At 67.8% G+C, this 16,015-nt stretch carries 15 protein-coding genes; 10 read left to right on the forward strand and 5 right to left on the reverse strand.

Annotated features, from left to right (window positions below; translation table 11 throughout):
• Positions 1–21 precede the first annotated feature (21 nt).
• The 8 genes from nagB (at position 22) to QM711_RS18420 (ending at position 8,116) form a co-directional block, all read left to right on the forward strand.
• Entirely contained in the window at positions 22–807 is a 786-nt protein-coding gene (gene nagB / locus QM711_RS18385) for a glucosamine-6-phosphate deaminase (RefSeq protein WP_415102017.1), read from the forward strand.
• Between the two features lie 29 nt (positions 808–836).
• Positions 837–2,003 carry an N-acetylglucosamine-6-phosphate deacetylase gene (gene nagA / locus QM711_RS18390; RefSeq protein ID WP_415102019.1) on the forward strand — a complete coding sequence of 389 codons (1,167 nt, stop codon included), beginning with the start codon at positions 837–839 and terminating at the stop codon, positions 2,001–2,003.
• 119 nt (positions 2,004–2,122) lie between these two features.
• Positions 2,123–2,437, forward strand: a complete 315-nt coding sequence (locus QM711_RS18395) for a hypothetical protein (RefSeq protein WP_415102021.1) — start codon at positions 2,123–2,125, stop codon at positions 2,435–2,437.
• Between the two features lie 56 nt (positions 2,438–2,493).
• Positions 2,494–3,321: an HAD family hydrolase gene (locus QM711_RS18400; protein WP_415102023.1), complete on the forward strand. Its 828-nt coding sequence runs from the start codon at positions 2,494–2,496 to the stop codon at positions 3,319–3,321.
• Between the two features lie 52 nt (positions 3,322–3,373).
• Positions 3,374–4,420, forward strand: a complete 1,047-nt coding sequence (locus QM711_RS18405) for a LacI family DNA-binding transcriptional regulator (protein WP_415102025.1) — start codon at positions 3,374–3,376, stop codon at positions 4,418–4,420.
• A 269-nt stretch (positions 4,421–4,689) separates the two neighbouring features.
• On the forward strand, positions 4,690–6,246 hold the full coding sequence (locus QM711_RS18410; protein WP_415102027.1) for a PTS transporter subunit EIIC: 1,557 nt from the start codon (positions 4,690–4,692) through the stop codon (positions 6,244–6,246).
• Between the two features lie 9 nt (positions 6,247–6,255).
• A complete protein-coding gene (locus tag QM711_RS18415) occupies positions 6,256–7,608 on the forward strand; it encodes an adenylosuccinate lyase family protein (protein WP_415102029.1) in 1,353 nt (450 codons plus the stop codon).
• A gap of 37 nt (positions 7,609–7,645) precedes the next feature.
• Positions 7,646–8,116, forward strand: coding sequence for a PTS sugar transporter subunit IIA (locus QM711_RS18420; RefSeq protein WP_415102031.1), 471 nt, complete (start codon positions 7,646–7,648; stop codon positions 8,114–8,116).
• 88 nt (positions 8,117–8,204) lie between these two features.
• Here QM711_RS18420 and QM711_RS18425 read toward each other — a convergent pair whose 3' ends face one another.
• From QM711_RS18425 to QM711_RS18440, 4 genes are all read right to left on the reverse strand, one after another.
• On the reverse strand, positions 8,205–8,600 hold the full coding sequence (locus QM711_RS18425) for a TA system VapC family ribonuclease toxin (protein ID WP_415102033.1): 396 nt from the start codon (positions 8,598–8,600) through the stop codon (positions 8,205–8,207).
• Complete coding sequence (locus QM711_RS18430; protein WP_415102035.1) at positions 8,597–8,827, reverse strand: hypothetical protein; 231 nt, start codon at positions 8,825–8,827, stop codon at positions 8,597–8,599. Before QM711_RS18430 ends, QM711_RS18425 begins: the two co-directional genes overlap by 4 nt.
• A 154-nt stretch (positions 8,828–8,981) precedes the next feature.
• On the reverse strand, positions 8,982–10,937 hold the full coding sequence (locus QM711_RS18435) for a YhgE/Pip domain-containing protein (RefSeq protein ID WP_415102037.1): 1,956 nt from the start codon (positions 10,935–10,937) through the stop codon (positions 8,982–8,984).
• Positions 10,930–13,575: an MMPL family transporter gene (locus QM711_RS18440; protein ID WP_415102039.1), complete on the reverse strand. Its 2,646-nt coding sequence runs from the start codon at positions 13,573–13,575 to the stop codon at positions 10,930–10,932. The genes QM711_RS18435 and QM711_RS18440 overlap by 8 nt, the downstream gene beginning before the upstream one ends.
• A 93-nt stretch (positions 13,576–13,668) precedes the next feature.
• On the opposite strand from QM711_RS18440, the gene QM711_RS18445 reads away from it, so the two are divergent.
• On the forward strand, positions 13,669–14,310 hold the full coding sequence (locus QM711_RS18445) for a TetR/AcrR family transcriptional regulator (RefSeq protein WP_415102041.1): 642 nt from the start codon (positions 13,669–13,671) through the stop codon (positions 14,308–14,310).
• Entirely contained in the window at positions 14,307–15,080 is a 774-nt protein-coding gene (locus tag QM711_RS18450) for a DNA alkylation repair protein (protein ID WP_415102043.1), read from the forward strand. The genes QM711_RS18445 and QM711_RS18450 overlap by 4 nt, the downstream gene beginning before the upstream one ends.
• On the opposite strand, the gene QM711_RS18455 is transcribed toward QM711_RS18450, so the two are convergent.
• Positions 15,050–15,964, reverse strand: coding sequence for an endonuclease domain-containing protein (locus tag QM711_RS18455; protein WP_415102045.1), 915 nt, complete (start codon positions 15,962–15,964; stop codon positions 15,050–15,052). The genes QM711_RS18450 and QM711_RS18455 overlap by 31 nt on opposite strands.
• Between the last annotated feature and the right edge of the window lie 51 nt (positions 15,965–16,015).

A 16,015-nucleotide genomic window follows, 5' to 3' on the forward strand; every position in this document is an offset into this window, starting at 1 on the left:
ACGACAAGGAGAGACAACCTCATGGAGATCGTCATCTGCCCGGACGCGGCCGCAGCCGGCACGCTCGGCGCCGAGGCCATCGTCACCCTGGTGAAGGGCAAGCCGGACGCGGTGCTCGGCCTGGCCACCGGGTCGTCCCCGCTGGCCATCTACGACGAACTGGCCGCCCGGCATGACGCCGGCCAGGTGTCGTTCGCGCAGGCCCGCGGGTTCACCCTGGACGAATACGTCGGCCTGCCGGCCGAGCATCCGGAGACCTACCACAACGTCATCCGGCGGGATTTCGTCAACCGGGTCGACTTCGGTGCCGATGCCGTGCACGGCCCGGACGGGCTGGCCACCGACATCCCGGCGTTCTGCGCGTCCTACGAGGCGGCGATCGCAGCAGCCGGCGGCGTCGACCTGCAGATCCTCGGGATCGGCACCGACGGGCACATCGGGTTCAACGAGCCCGGCTCGTCGCTGGCGTCCCGGACCCGGATCAAGACCCTCACCAGGCAGACCCGGGTGGACAACGCCCGGTTCTTCGACGGCGACATCGACCAGGTGCCGACGCACTGCATCACCCAGGGCCTGGGCACGATCATGGCGGCCCGGCACGTGGTGCTGGTGGCCAGCGGCACGGCCAAGGCAGAAGCCGTCCATCAGCTGGCTGAGGGTTCGGTCAGCGCGTTGTGGCCGGCGACCATCCTGCAGCACCATCCGCACGTCACGGTGCTGCTCGACGAAGCGGCGGCGAGCCGGCTGCAACTTGGCTCGTACTACCGCGAGACCTACGCCGCCAAGCCGGCCTGGCAGGGCCTGTGAGCGCCGGCACCGGCTGAGAGGATGCACGCATGTTGATCACCGCTGAGCGGATCGTCACCGGCACCGAGGTGTTCAGCCCGGGCTGGCTGGAGGTCACCGGCACCGTGGTCACCGCGCTGGGCTCAGGACTGGGCGCGGGGGTGCCTGCGGGCACCCCCGCGTACGCGCTGGGCGCGGTCACCGTGGTACCCGGTTTCGTCGACATACACACCCATGGCGGCGGATCCGGAGCCTTCCCCGACGCAGTCCCGGAAAGTTCGCTGGCCAGTCGCGACCTGCACCGCCGGCACGGCACCACGTCGATGATCGCCTCGCTGGTGTCTGCGCATCCGGCCGAGTTGTTGCGGCAGGTGGGAGTACTGGCCGAGCAGGTCCAGGACGGTCTGCTGGCCGGCATCCACCTGGAAGGGCCGTGGCTCTCGTCGCAGCGCTGCGGGGCGCACGAGCCCACCGCCCTGCGCGATCCGGAGCCGTCCGAGATCGACCGGGTGTTCGCCGCCGGCAAGGGCACCGTCCGGATGGTCACCATCGCGCCCGAACTGCACGGCGCGCTGCCGGCGATCCGCCGCATCGTGGACGCCGGGGCGGTGGCCGCGATCGGCCACACCGATGCGTCCTATGAGCAGGCCCGAGCGGGCATCGCGGCAGGGGCCCGGGTGGCGACCCACCTGTTCAACGCAATGCGCCCTTTGCACCACCGCGAACCCGGACCGATCACCGCGCTGGTCGAGGATCCGCGGGTGACGATCGAACTGATCAACGACGGCGTCCACCTGCACCCGGCGCTGTACCGGAACGCCACCAAATGGGTCGGCCCGGACCGGGTCGCCCTGATCACCGACGCGATGGCCGCGGCCGGCATGTCGGACGGCGCCTACAGCCTGGGCGCACTGGACGTGGAGGTGACCAACGGCGTCGCCCGGGTGGCCGGCACCAACACGATCGCCGGCAGTACCGCGACCATGGACCGGGTGTTCCGAAACGCCGTCCTGGGCTCCGGCCTGGAGCGTGCGGCCGCACTGCGACTCGCGGTGCAGCAGGCCAGCGTGAATCCGGCCCGCGCCCTGGGCCTGGCCGCCGGCGACCTGGTCGCCGGCGGGCCTGCGGACCTCGTGGTACTGGACAAGGACCTGCAGGTCAGCGGCGTCCTGCATCAAGGCGCGTGGGTGGCCGGCGTCCAACAGTCGCGCCGCTGATCCGGCAGCCGGGATCAGCCCCTCCGATCGCGCGGAGCGCGCGGGAACCGACGTGTGGCGGCTGTCGGGCCGAAAGCAACGTCGAGCGCGGGGCCGCTGACGGGACTACACTCGCCAGCATGAAGCGGCGCTTGGTCGACATGTGGGACAGCCTGGTCGACATGTGGACCAGCTTTATCCACCTGCTCACTGGTGGATCGAAACATCATCGTGCGCTGTTGGCGGCGCTGGGCCTCCTCTGCGGTCTGTTCACCACCCAGGCCCGGCCCACGGCGGGGCTGACGCTCGGCATTGCCGCGGCGGCCCTGGCGGCGCTGCTGTTCTGGCGCAAGCGAGCCCCGCGGTGGGCTGGGGTGCTGGCCGGTGCGGCGATCGGCGTCGGCGTATCGCTCCTCCTCACCCTGTTCGCGGCCCTGGGTGGTACCAGGCCCTGACGTACCCTCCGCGTACCGCGGGAGGCGCGTTCTCAAACCGCGCACCGAAAGCAGTCATGAAACCAACTCGCGAGACCGTCCGGCTGATCGCCACCGACATGGACGCCACCCTGCTCAGCGGCGAACCGCGTTCGATCAGCGTTCGGACCCGGACCGCCCTCGACGCGGCCGCGGCCGCGGGCATCAGGGTGCTGGCGGTGTCCGGACGGCAGCCCTACTCACAGGCGACCTTCGTCCAGGGCACACCGCTGGCCGACCTCGGGATCGGCAGCAACGGAGCGGTCGTCGCCAACCTCGGCACCGGCGAGACACTGGCCGAAGAGGTCCTCGAGCCGGACGCCCAGACCGCTTTGACCTACGCCCTGCGAGACATCTTCCCCGACGTCAAGGTGGCCACGTTCCGCAACGGCGGGAACACCGTCCGGGCCCAGTTCGGCTATTTGGAGGCGATCGCCGGCAGGCAAGCGCCATGGCCGCCCGACCAGCAGGTGGTCGCGCTCGACGAGGTGCTCGGCGTGGGCGCGGTGAAGCTGGTGGCGAAGGTGCCCGGCGTCCCGGTCGACCAGGTCTACGCCGCGGCCGTCGCACTGGCCGTGCCCGGCTGCCAGCCGACCATCTCGGGCGCCTCCTGGCTCGAGGTTTCGCGTGCCGGCGTGACCAAGGCGTCCACCCTGGCGAAGGTGGCTGCCGGGCTGGGCATCGACGCCGCCGAGGTGGTGGCCATCGGCGACAACGTCAACGACGTCGAGATGCTGCGCTGGGCGGGCTGCGGTGTGGCCGTCGCCAACGCGACTCCCGAGGCGCTTGCCGCCGCCGACCTGGTCACGGTGTCGAACGAGCAGGACGCGGTCGCTCGGCTGATCGAGGACGTGTTGTCCTCGTAGGCTCCGCTTCGCTGACCGCAGCCGCGGTGGCAACGGCTGCTAGGTTCTGGCCATGCGGCACGAGATCACCCTGAAGGACGTGGCCGCGCACGCCGGAGTCTCACGGACGACGGCGTCCAATGTGATGACCGGAGGTGGCCGGTTCTCCACCGACACCCGCGAGCGCGTCTATCGCGCCATGCGCGAACTCGGCTACGTCTACAACCGCAGCGCGGCCACTCTGCGCACGCAGCGGACCCGCACCGTCGGGGTCGTCGTCACCCACATCGCCAGCCCCTTCCACGCCGAGCTGCTGGTCGGTCTCGAGGCGGGACTCACCGCCGCCGGTTTCCTGCTGCTGGTCGCAACCACCGCCGATGATCCTGCGCGGCAGGAGGTGCTGGTCGCCGAGCTGCGCGAGCAACGAATCGCGGCGCTGGCCATCGTGCCGGCGACCGGAACCTCGCCGGTCTTCGTCGAGCGTCTTGCCGAAGCCCGCGTTCCGCACGTCCTGATGACCCGCTACCTGCCCGGAGTGACAGCGCCCTACGTCGGTCCCGATGACGTCCTCGGCGGACGCCTGGCCGCAGAGCATCTGGTCGCGCACGGCTGCCGCACCTTCGCCTACGTCGGGGGGCCGGCGACCATGGTCTCGCGGAGCGACCGCCGCCGCGGCATCGAGCTCGGGCTTTCGGGCGCCGGCCGCCAGGTCCGCGAGCTACGCGACATCCCGGGTAGTTCGAGCGGCGCGGGCGGTGTGCTGATCGGCAAGCAGCTCCTGGCCGCGGGCCCACTGCCGGACGCCATCGTCTGCCACAGCGACAGCGTGGCCTTCGGCGTCTACCGCGCGCTCCGGGCCGGCGGCCATGCCCGCGGCGTCCGCATCATCGGGTACGACGACGTCCGGACCGCTGCATTGTGGGAGCCGCCGCTGACCAGCGTCGCCACCCACCCGGTCGCTCTGGGCCGAGCATCGGCCCAATTGATCCTGGAGCAGATCGGCGTCGAGCCCGAGGACGACGCCCCGGACGGTCCTCGGGTGGTTGCGACCGGACTGTCGCGGATCTATCAACCCGAGCTGCTCGTCAGAGAGTCCTGCGGCTGCGCATCGGGCTGGTGAGCCTTGACTGTCACACCTTCCGCCTGCCAATCTGACCGTCGTTGGCGAATCGATCCCTCACAACGTCGCGATGACCTAGTGTGACCGTTGATGGATCGATCCCTCAACCAGCAGTGCTGACCGCGCGGCAACGACAGCCGCGTCCCCGTCAAGGAGTGGTAAGGGCGCGAGATGTCCTGCCGCTCAGGGCAGCTCCGCCGTAGATATCGATGCTTCAAACCCGGACGAAATTTACTTGAACTCGTGAATAGAAGAAGGAGTGACAACTGATGGCTGACTTCAAGAAGGGCATTCAGACCTTCGGTAGATCCCTGTTGCTGCCGATCGCGGTCCTCGCCCCGGTCGGCATGATCATGGGACTGGCGAACGCTCTGACCCAGGCCTACCTGATTGAGAAGGCTCCCTGGCTGGGCAACGGGGTCCTTCAGCAGGTGCTGAAGAGCCTGCAGACCATCGCCCAGGTGGTTTTCGACAATATTCCGCTGTTGTTCGCGATGGGCGTTGCCTACGGCATGAACAAGCGGGACAAGGGAATTGCCATCTTCGCCGCCGTCATCGGCTATCTGACCATGATCATGACGATCAACGTCTACCTCACGCTGACCGGCACCCTGATCAAGGACGCCACCCAGATGGCGGCGGCCGGCCAGGGCATCGTGCTGGGCATCCAGACGCTGCGACTCGAAGCGGCCGGTGGCATCATCGCCGGCCTGCTGGCGGCCTTCTGCTGTGACCGGTGGGGTGCCAAGGAACTGCCACTGGCCTTTGCCTTCTTCGGCGGCAAGAAGTTCGTCGCGATCGTCACCTTCCTGCTGATGATCCCGCTCGCGGCGGTCCTGCCGCTCGTCTGGGGTCTTTTCACCCAGTTCCTGATCTTCATCTCGCCGGTGTTCATGAACGACACCTTCGGGGTGGGCCTCTACTGGATGGCGCATCGACTCTGTATTCCGTTCGGCCTGCATCACGTCCTGGCCTCCATCGTGCGATTCACCTCCGCCGGCGGCGTCTACATGATCGACGGTCAGCCGTTCACCGGCATCCTGCCCGCCGCCAACGAGATCCTGTTCAAGCAGGGACCTGGCACCCAGGCCTGGACCGAGCACGGCCCGAAGGTCTTCGGCTACCTCGCCACCGGCCAGATGCTGACCACTCTGTTCCGCATTCCGGCTATCGGCCTGGCGATGTACCACACCGCATTCAAGGAGAACAAGCAGATCGCGAAGGCCGCGATCCTCACGGTGGTGCTGACCGCCTTCCTCGGCAACATCACCGAACCGATCGAGTTCTCGTTCCTGTTCATCGCCCCTGGCCTCTTCGTGTTGTACGCGGCGCTGTGCGGGCTGCTCGCACTCCCCCTGCAGTTCCTGCACATCACCATCGGATACATCCGCGGGACGATCTTCGACTTCGGCATCTTCGGATTCCTCTACGACGACACGAACTGGCTCAACCTGGTCATCCTCGGCCTGATCAACTCGGTGGTCTTCTACTTCGTCTTCCGTTTCGTGATCACCAAATGGCAACTGGAGACGCTCGGCCGGGAGAAGGCGATGGGCGATCGCACACTCCTGCTCGAGAAGCGCTACGACGACATCGCCGAACTCGTGATCATCGCCCTGGGCGGCAAGGAGAACATCAAGAATGTGGACAACTGCGTCTCACGATTGCGCGTCGACCTGGTGGACAACGACAAGGTCAATCAAGACCTGCTGAAGGACTCCGGCACGAGCGGAATCTTCTTCCCACAGAAGGGCCACATACATGTCGTGTTCGGACCCTACGTGGAGTTCGTCCGCAACGCGGTCGACGCCCACATGAAGAAGTAGGGGCGATTCGTGGCGCTGACAGATTCAAGCAGCAGGACGCTCGACGATCACGGCATCAGCCAGCTGCTGTCGAAAGAGGTCAAGCTCCAGACCTGGCTGGACGTCGAAGCGGCGTTGGCGGTGGCTCAGGCCGAGCACGGCGTCATCCCGCGCGAGGCGGCCGAGAACATCAAGGCCAACGCCAGGTACGAGAACCTGGACCTGGAACTGATGGACGAGATCTACCGCACGGTCGGTCACGGCTTCGTGCCCTTCGTGAAGGTGTTCGTCAAGGCGTGCGACCCCGAGGCCGGCAAGTACATCCACTTCGGCAGCACGACCCAGAACATTCAGCAGAGTTCGCAGAGCATCATCCTGAAGCAGGTGAACCGGAAGTTCCTGGACCTCACCAAGCAGATCCTGCTCAACTTGGCCGACCTCGCCGAGGCGCACGCCGACAGCGTGATGGCCGGACGGACCCACGGCAAGCACGCGATCCCGATCACCTTCGGGTACAAGGTCGCCACCTGGATGTCGGAGATCCTGATGAGCGTGGAGCGGCTCGAGCAGCTGCAACCGCGGGTGTTCACCGTGATGATGGGTGGCGCCGTCGGGGCCTTCAACTCCACCGGAGCGGTCGGCCTCGACGTGCAGAAGCGGGTCGGCGAACTTCTCGGCATGGACGTGATGGCTATCCCGTCTCGGGCGATCAACTCGCCGAAAGTGGAGTACATCAACGCCTTGGCGCTGCTGGCCAACAACTTCCACACGGTGGCCGAGGAGGTGTTCCAAACCTCCATCGAGGAGTTCGGCGAAGTGTCCGAAGGCTTCAAGAAGGGCACCATCGGCAGTTCGACGATGCCGCACAAGATCAATCCCAAGCTGGCCAAGGGCATCATTGCGAACGCGCAGAAGCTGTACTCGCTGACGTCGGTGGGGTACTTCTCCAACGCCCGGCCGTTCGAGGCCGACAGCACGTCCAACATGCTGTTCGACAGCATCCTGGACGAGGCGGTCGGCCTGATGCGGGAAGCGATCGTGCGAATGGTGGAACTCAGCGCGACCCTGAACGTCAATGCGGGCCGCCTGTATGCGAACGCCAATCTGAATCACGGCATCGACAACAGCGAGTACATCATGATGAAGCTCGCCGAGCGTCTCGGTAAGGACCAGGCTCACGAGCTCGTGTACGACTTGGCCATCGACGCCACGATCAACCAGCGCAAGTACTCCGAGGTGTTGCTCGAGAACGACATCGTGAACTCGGCGTTCGATCGGCACGAGATCGCCGAACTGCTCAAGCCCGAGAACTACACCGGTCTGTCCGCACAGCTCGCTCGCGAATCCGCCGAGCGGGTGCGGGCGGCCTACTCACGCACCTGAACGAACCAACAACGAACTCAAAGGAAGTGATCGACAGATGGTTTTCGGATTCAAGAAGAAGCCGGCGCCGACCCTGGTGGCAGTGGCCGATGGCGAAGTGATCGCCATGGACGCGGTGTCCGATCCGGTTTTCGCCAGCAAGACGATGGGTGACGGCTTCGCCGTCCGGCCCACCTCGGACATGGTGGTCTCGCCGTTCAACGGCGAGATCGTGAGTGTCTTCCCGACCAAGCACGCGATCATCATGCACAGCGACGACGGACTCGACGTTCTCGTGCACATGGGCATCGACACCGTCGCTCTCAAGGGCGAAGGCTTCGACGTCAAGGTCGCTCAGGGCGACAAGGTCAGCGCCGGGCAGCCGTTGGCCGCCATGGATCTGGGCTACGTGGTCGACCAAGGCAAAGAGACCACCATCATCGTGGTCATCACCAATCTCGACGGCAAGCGCCTGAAGCTGACCAGCGGAGCCGCGAGCGCCGGAACGCCGGTGCTGGAACTCAAATAGTGTCCGACGGGGACGGTTCTTTCGGTCACTTCTGGACCGAAAGAACCGTCCCCGCGGTCCATTCCGGTCGAGTTGCCGAACACACCCCTCACTCGGGCAGCAGCCGCCCGACGTCCGGGTACGTGCGGGCCAAGCCGGCGTCGAGGGTCGCGAGCAGCCCACCGTGTCGGCGAGCCGTGGTGGCGAGGTAGGCGTCGGTAGCCTGGCGATGCCCACGCAGGCTTGGCAGATCGACTTCGAGATAGGACGAGTCGTCCGGCCAGAACTGACAACGTGGGTGCTGTCGGACGAGTTCCAGCACCGCACGAGCGGTCGCACCGGATTCGCCGGTCCGCAACAGGAATCGGACCAGCGCTCCCTCGACGACCGGAGACACCGCGAACTCACCTGACTTCACCAGCCACTCGCTGGCACGGTCATGGTGCTCGTGCTCGCGAACGGTCAACGCGATCAGCACGTTGGCGTCCAGCAGGTGTGGCGTCATTCGTCGTCGAGCGCTTCAGCGACGTCCGCGGAGGTGATCGTGCGGCCCAGCGAAAGCACCGGCAGACCGGTCCTCGGATCCGTCTGCAACGTCACGGGTTCATCGAGCTGAGCAAGCCCCCGGACAGCGAGGTCTGCCACCACCGCGGACAGCGACCTGCCGCTCTGACTAGCAAGTTCGCGGGCGCGCCGGTGAACCGCAGTGGGTAGATCGACTGTGGTTCGCATGTCTGCATCATAGATGCATCACCCTCAATGCAGACTATTCGGCACCACGGCTGCGGCGTTGGACGCCTCGGCCAGCACCGATCCTCGGTTGCGGGGCGCCGGACGCCTGACGCTCGCCGCGAGAAGAACCGTCCCCTTCGTGCGACATTCCGGTTCAGGCCAGGGCCGGTACCTCGCGGAGCCGGAGCGTCCGGCGCCGGACGACGGCCAGGGCACTGGCGCCCAGGGCGACCACCGCCCAGCCGAGCAGGGTGAACACCGCCGCCGACGCCCCGGACGCCCCGGTCACCAAGGCCCGGACGCCGTCCAGGGCGGGCGAGACCGGTGAGACCGGACGGGCGCTGTCGAAGAAGCCGGGGACGGCGCTGGTCACCGCGCCGACGGTGGTGAGCACCGCGAAAGCGATCGCCAGCAGCCGTCCGGCGTTGCCCAGCCAGGCCGCCAACGCGTGGTTGACCAGCACGAATGCCACCCCGGCCAGCAGCAGGAAGCCGGCCAGTGCGGCCGCCTGCGGCAAGGCCAGTCCGAGCACGCCCGCACCGATCCCGGTCAGCACCAGCGCCTGCGCCACCGCGACGACCAGGCCTGGGCGCACCGCCCGCCAGATCAGGGTGCCGGTGGACGCCGTCGACAGCGCCAGCCGTCCGTCGAGTGGCTTGACCAGGGCGAACGTCGCCAGTGCACCCAGCCACAACGCCAGCACCAGCAGCAGGCTGGCCCAGGCGGTGGTGGGTGCGACCACGCCCGCCGAGCCGTCCGGACTGACCGGCGCGGCGACCACCGTGGACAGGTTCTCCCGGTCGCTCTTGCTGAAGCTGGGCACCTTGTCGGCCCCCTTGGCCAGCCCGTCGGCGAGCTGCTGCGAGCCGTCCGCAACCTTGCCGACGCCGTCGGTGTACTTCTTCACCCCGGAGCTCAGCTGCGGCAGTCCCGCTGCCAGCTTGGTCGCACCGTCGGACGCCTGCGAGATGCCGGTGCTGAGCTGACCCAGGCCCGACCCCAGCTGCGCCGTCCCGGAGACCAGCTTCTTGCCGCCGGCCCGGAACTCGGCCAGCTTCTTGGCCTGCTCCTTCTGCTCCTTGGCGGACGGCAGCTTGCTGTTGAGCGGACCGGTGATCTTGGCCAGTCCCTGCTGCAGGCCGGTCGCCCCTTGCGCCGCTGCTCCGGTGCCGTAGCCAAGGCCGGTGTAGAACGCGGTGCACTCGCCCGGCGTCGTGAATGGGCACTCGATGTTCAGCACGGTCGGGTCCTCGGACGCCTTGGCCATCGTCTGCTGGTAGCTGTCCAGTCCGCCGGAGAACTGGCTCAGCCCGTTCGCCAGCTGCGCGGTGCCCTGTCCGGCCGCCACCAACTGGTCGGCCAGCCCGTTGGCGCCGTCCACATATCTCTTGGCCCCGGACGCCAGCTCCTTGCCCTGGCCGGGCAGGCCGGCGGTCTTGCTCTTCATCGTCCGCAGCCCGGACGCCAGCGCGCCCGCACCGTTCTCCACCTGCTTGGTGCCGTCGACCAGCGCAGGGCCGTTGACGTCCAGCTGGTGCGCACCGTCGGCCAGCTTGCCGGCGGCGTCCGCGACGGTCTGGAACTGCTTGCCGGTGTCGTTGAAGCCGATGTAGATGCGGTCCAGGTAGGCCTTGGTCAGCGTCTCGTTCAGGGCCCGGGACGCCGCGCTGGCCAGCACGTTGCCCAGCCAGCCGTCCGCCACACCGGCGACCGGCGAGGTGTGGACGGCGATTGTCGCCTGCTCGGCGGTCGCCGGGTCGTCGTTGCCGTAGGAGGTCGCCGCCTCGGAGAAGTTCTTCTGAATCACCACGACCGCGGCGTACCGGCCGGACGCCAGCCCCGGCCAGGCGTGCGCCTCGTCGGCCAGCACCCAGCTGAAGTTCTGCTGCTTCTCCGAATCGACCAGGGCGGCCGACAGCTGCCGTCCGAGCGGGATGAACTTGCCGTCCAGGTGCACCCCGTCGTCGAGGTTCACCACGGCGGCCTCGACCTGGTGCAGCCGGTCACCGGCGTTCCAGGTGCCCCAGAGGAAACCGCCGGCGACCAGCACCGGCACCAGCACCAGGGCGAGCAGGCTGCGCCAGGTCAGCGTGCGGGTTGCTTCAGGCATGGCTGAGTTCTCCTTGCAGGTTCAGCGTGCGGTAGGACGCGGGCAGCAGGTCGGCGAGGTCGGCGCCGGGCGCATGCCCCAGGACGGCGCAGCCGCCGGCCTCGGTGAGCAGCCGCAGCCGCTCGGCGAGGGCTGTCCGCTGCCGGCCGTTGAACAGATCGGCTTCCTCGACCACCAGCAACGGGCCGTCGAAATCACGGATCGGGGAACGATGGGACGGGGTGGCCACGGCGGCGATCCGGCGTACCTCGGACGCCTGCTCGGGCAGCGCGCGTCCGGCCACCACCACCTCGCCGGCGGTCAGCGGCAGCCGTCCGGCCAGGGCGAGCAGCAGGGCCCGGCGGGCCGTCACTTCACCCTCGACCACCAGCACCTCACCGGGCTTGACCGCCACATCCACACCCGAGAACGCGCCGTGGACGGACAGCCCGCGGCCGTAGACGATGTGCCCACCGGCTTCCGGCCAGGACTGCAGCTTCAACTGGTGGGCCAGCGCCTCTCCCTCGATGTCGACCACCGGCATCCGCCGATCGAGCCAGCGCGGCAGCCACCAGGCGTGCCGTCCGAACAGCTTCATCACCGCCGGCACCAGCGTCATCCGGACGATGAAGGCATCGATCGCCACGCCGATGGCAAGGGCGAACGCGATCGGTTTGATGGTTCCCTCACCGGAGGGGACGAAGAACGCGAACACCGCGAACATGATCAGCGCGGCGGCCACCACCACCCGCGAGGAATGGATGAAACCGTCCTCGACGAAGTTCTTGGTGTTGCCGTGCACGTACTCCTCGCGCATCCGGGAGACCAGGAAGACCTCATAGTCCATGGCCAGGCCGAACAGCACCCCCATCAGGATGATCGGCAGGAAGCTGATCACCGGGCCGGGTTCGCCGAGGTTGACCAGCTGTTTGAACCAGCCCTGGTTGAACACCAGCGCGGTGGCGCCGAACGCCGCGCCGACACTGAGCAGGAAGCCCAGCGCCGCCTTGATCGGCACCCAGATCGACCGGAACACCAGGGTCAGCAGCACCAGCGACAGCCCGACCACGAAGATGCCGAACGGCAGCAGCGCGCCGGCGAGCCGTTGCGTCACGTCGATCTGGACGGCGGTCGCCCCCGTCACCGAGGTGTCGATGTCGTAGTCGCGCAGCCATCGGTCGTGTTCGGCGCGCAGTTGATGGACGAGTTCCGCGGTCGCCGGGTCGTCCGGTCCGGTGGTGGGAATCACCTGGATGAGCGCGGTGTCGGCGTTCTCGTTCGGAGTGGCCAGAGGCACCAGTTGGACGCCGGGCATCTTCTCGATGTCGGCCTTCAGGTCGTCGACGATCTGCAGTGGGTCGTCCGATTCGACGATGGTGCCGGTGATCACCAGCGGACCGTTGTAGCCGATGCCGAACTCGCGGCTGATCACGTCGAAGGTGACCCGGTCGCCGTAGCTGATCGGGTTGCGGCCCGAGTTGGGCAGCGCGAGCTGCAGGTCCTTGGCCGGGACGGCGAGCGCACCAAGCGCGGCTACCACCAGGGCGACGGTGAGCAGCGGGACCGCGGTGACGGCACGCACCCAGACCCGGCGCAGGTCGAACCGCGGCCCTTGGCGTCGGGACGCCTTGGCGGCCTTCGGCGTCAGCCGGCTGCCGGCGAAGCCGAGGAAGGCGGGCAGCAGGGTGAGCGCCAGGAGCACCTCGAAGAGCACTCCAACGGCGGAGAAGATGCCCATCACACCGAGGAAGGGAACGCCCGAGATGGTCAGTCCGGCCAGCGCGATGATCACCGTCAGACCGGCGAACACCACCGCGGATCCGGCGGTGGCGACGGCCCGGGCGGCGGACTCTTCGGCGTCCAGGCCCTGGCTGAGCTGGTCGCGGTGCCGCGAGACGATGAACAGCGCGTAGTCGATGCCGACCGCCAGCGAGATCATCACCGCCAGCATCAGGCTGGTCGAGTTCACCTCGATCACCCTGGAGGCCAGCATGGTGACCTCGACCGCGATGCCGACGCCGATCAGCGCGGTGCCGACCGGCATCGCCGCGGCGGTGACCGAGCCGAGCACGACGAGCAGCACGATGATCGCGACCACCACGCCCAGGCCCTCGATGATGCTCAGGTGCGGAATATGGGTGGAGAACACCTCACCGCCCAGATGCACCTCCGAGCCGGGCAGCAGGCCGGCGACCTTGGTCGCCTGGTCCTCGAGCTGCTGCTTCTGCGCGGCGGTGATGCTGGTCACCGAGACGTTGAGTTGCACGTTGGCGAGCCCGGCACGTCCGTTGTCGGAGATCAGGCCGTCGACGTGCTCGTTGTAGGGGCTGACCACGTCGGTGACGATGGAGAGGTCCTTGAAGGTGTCGAGGGCGTCGATCACCTTGGTCTTGGTCGCGGCGTCGTTCAGCGATTCGCCCTCGGGCAGCAGCAGCACCACCTGAGCGGTGGTCGCGGCGCCGGAGGGGAAGGTCATCTTCAGCTGGTCGAGCGCCACCTGCGAGGACGCCCCGGGAATCCGGAAGCTGTCGTTGAACTGCGGGCCGCCGACGACGGCCACGGCGCCGCCGAGCGCGGCGACCAGTGCGAGCCAGATCAGCAGAACCCGGACGCCGTGGCGGTAGCAGGCCCGCCCGATCCGGTACAGCATCGACGACATCGGCCGTCCTCTCCACGGTTCTCGATACAAGTCTGTATCCGATGCAGTAGTGTATTCAATACGAGCGTGCATGCAAACAGCTAGGATGCGGCGATGACCACCACCCCGGGGATGCGACGAAGCCCCCGCCGCGAGGCGACCCGGCAACGGCTGCTGGACGCCGCGGTCGAGCTGTTCGGCGAGCGCGGGGTGCTCGGATCGTCGGTGGAGGAGATCTGCGAGCGGGCCGGCTTCACCCGAGGGGCGTTCTACTCCAACTTCGACTCCAAGGACGAGCTGTGTCTCGACGTGCTGCGCCGCAAGGGCGAGCAGTACCTCGCCGCGATGCAGGCGGCGGTCGGGGTGATCCCGGTCGCCCCGGTACCCGCGGACGGCACCGACCGATTGATCCGCGATGCGGTGGCGGTGTTCCTCGAGGCGCAGCCGAAGAAGGTCGCCGAACTCGTCACCATGATGGAATTGCGGTTGCATGCCCTGCGCACCCCCGGGCTGCGCGAGGGCTGGCTGGCCGTCCACGAGGGCATCTCGCAGTCGACCGCCGGCCTGCTCGACGTCGCTCTCGCCCGGGTCGGCGCCACCCTGACGCTGCCGGCGTCCCAGGTGATCGAACTGCTCGGCGCGGTCTACGAGAACACCATCAGTCTGAGCCTGCTGCGCGGCGAGAGCCGTCCGAGCGACCTGGCCGAACAACTGGCCGTCGTGCTGGACGCCTTCATCGTCGGCGACTGTCGATGACGGACGCGGACGCCGGCCTCGTCGCCGCGCTGCGGACGGCCCTGGCTGAGGGCGCCGATCCGGTGCGGGCAACAGGCCAGCAGCGCTACATGAAGTCGGCGATGCCCTATCTCGGCCTGCCGATGCCCCAGGTGCGCCGTGTGGTGACGACGGTGGTCGCGGCTCATCCACTGCCCGATCGGCCGACCTGGCTGGCGACGGTCCGGGCGCTCTGGGACGAGGCGACGCATCGCGAGCAGCGCTACGCCGCGATCGGCGTACTGCGGCATCGGCGCTACCGGACCTGGCTGATCCCGGACGACGAACTGCTGGGGCTGTTGCGGCACCTGGTCACCTCCGGTGCCTGGTGGGACCTGGTGGACGAGCTGTCCCACGTCGCCGGCGACCTGCTGGCGTCCGACCGGCCGGCGATGGCCGCCGTCCTGCGCGGCTGGTCACGGGAGCCGGACCTGTGGCTGCGGCGGACGTCCATCATCGCCCAGCTCGGCGCCCGTGAAGCCACCGACCTCGACCTGCTGAGCTATGCCATCGAGGGCAGCCTCGACGACCCGGACTTCTTCGCCCGCAAGGCGATCGGCTGGGCACTGCGGGAGTACTCCAAGACGGACGCCGCCTGGGTCCGCAGCTACCTGGCCGCGCAGGCGTCCCGGCTTTCGCCACTGTCCCGCCGGGAAGCGTTGAAGTGGCTGGAGGCTCGCGGATCAGCGACCGATTCCGGGCGCATCTCGCCTCCGCCGCCTCAGGCCAGGCCCGAATCGGTCGCTGATTGACGAGCCAGGAACGCTCGCACCTGACTGATCATCACCAGCGGTTCGTCGTTGAGCTGCTTCCAGGTGTATCGCAGGACGCGGTAGTCACCCATCGTGAGCACGTTCTGGCGACGCCGGTCGGACTCGAAGACCTCCGGCTTGCTGTGTACCTCGTAGCCGTCGAACTCGACCACCAGCCCAGCCTCCTCGAACAGCACGTCGGGGAAGTATCGGAAGCCGTCGATCACCAACTCCGCGTTCGCTACCCAGCCCGTCACCCGATGGCGTCGCAACAACGCGTGCAGCAGCCGCTCGCCACCTGACCACGGGTTGTCGACGCTGGTCCGGACGATTCGGCGACGGGCTTCCTGGCCAGCGCTACCGCCGAAGGCCGGCAGGACCTCGAGCAAGTCGGACGGCTTGACCAAACCGAGACGAAGGAAGCGCTCCAGCAGCGCCCCCGAGTCGCGCGCCGCACTTTCGACGGCCAGGTAGCGGGCGGACGGGCACCGCAATCCCTGCACCCGGGTGCGGTGCTCCGGCGGTACCCGTCGGCGAACCCAGGCAATCGCGTCCGTCGACGCATGCCCTCGCAGGTGCGCCAACTGAACGCGGTCTCGCGGGCCGAACGGGCGGTCATCGAGAGTTCCAGTAAGGACCGCGACCGCGTCCGCACCCCAGAGCACCGCGCCCGGAGACGTCGCCAGTGCGGCCGCGAACCGCGTCCGACGGCTCGTGATGAGCGCCGCGTCGACATAGACCCCGGGCAGCACACGAACCAATGCGCCGGAGCGCTCCAAAGCGTCGAACGTCGTCCGTGATCTCGGGTGATCCCGGCGACGCAGCACTCCGTTGTTCAGGTTCATCACGTTCGTGAGCAGCATCACGTCGTCGATGTCATCCATCAGCTCAGCGCATCAGATCGGACGGGCACGTGGGTGCCCGAAGGCGGGTTA

This window comes from Micropruina sp. (assembly GCF_047602385.1).
Lineage (GTDB): Bacteria > Actinomycetota > Actinomycetes > Propionibacteriales > Propionibacteriaceae > Micropruina.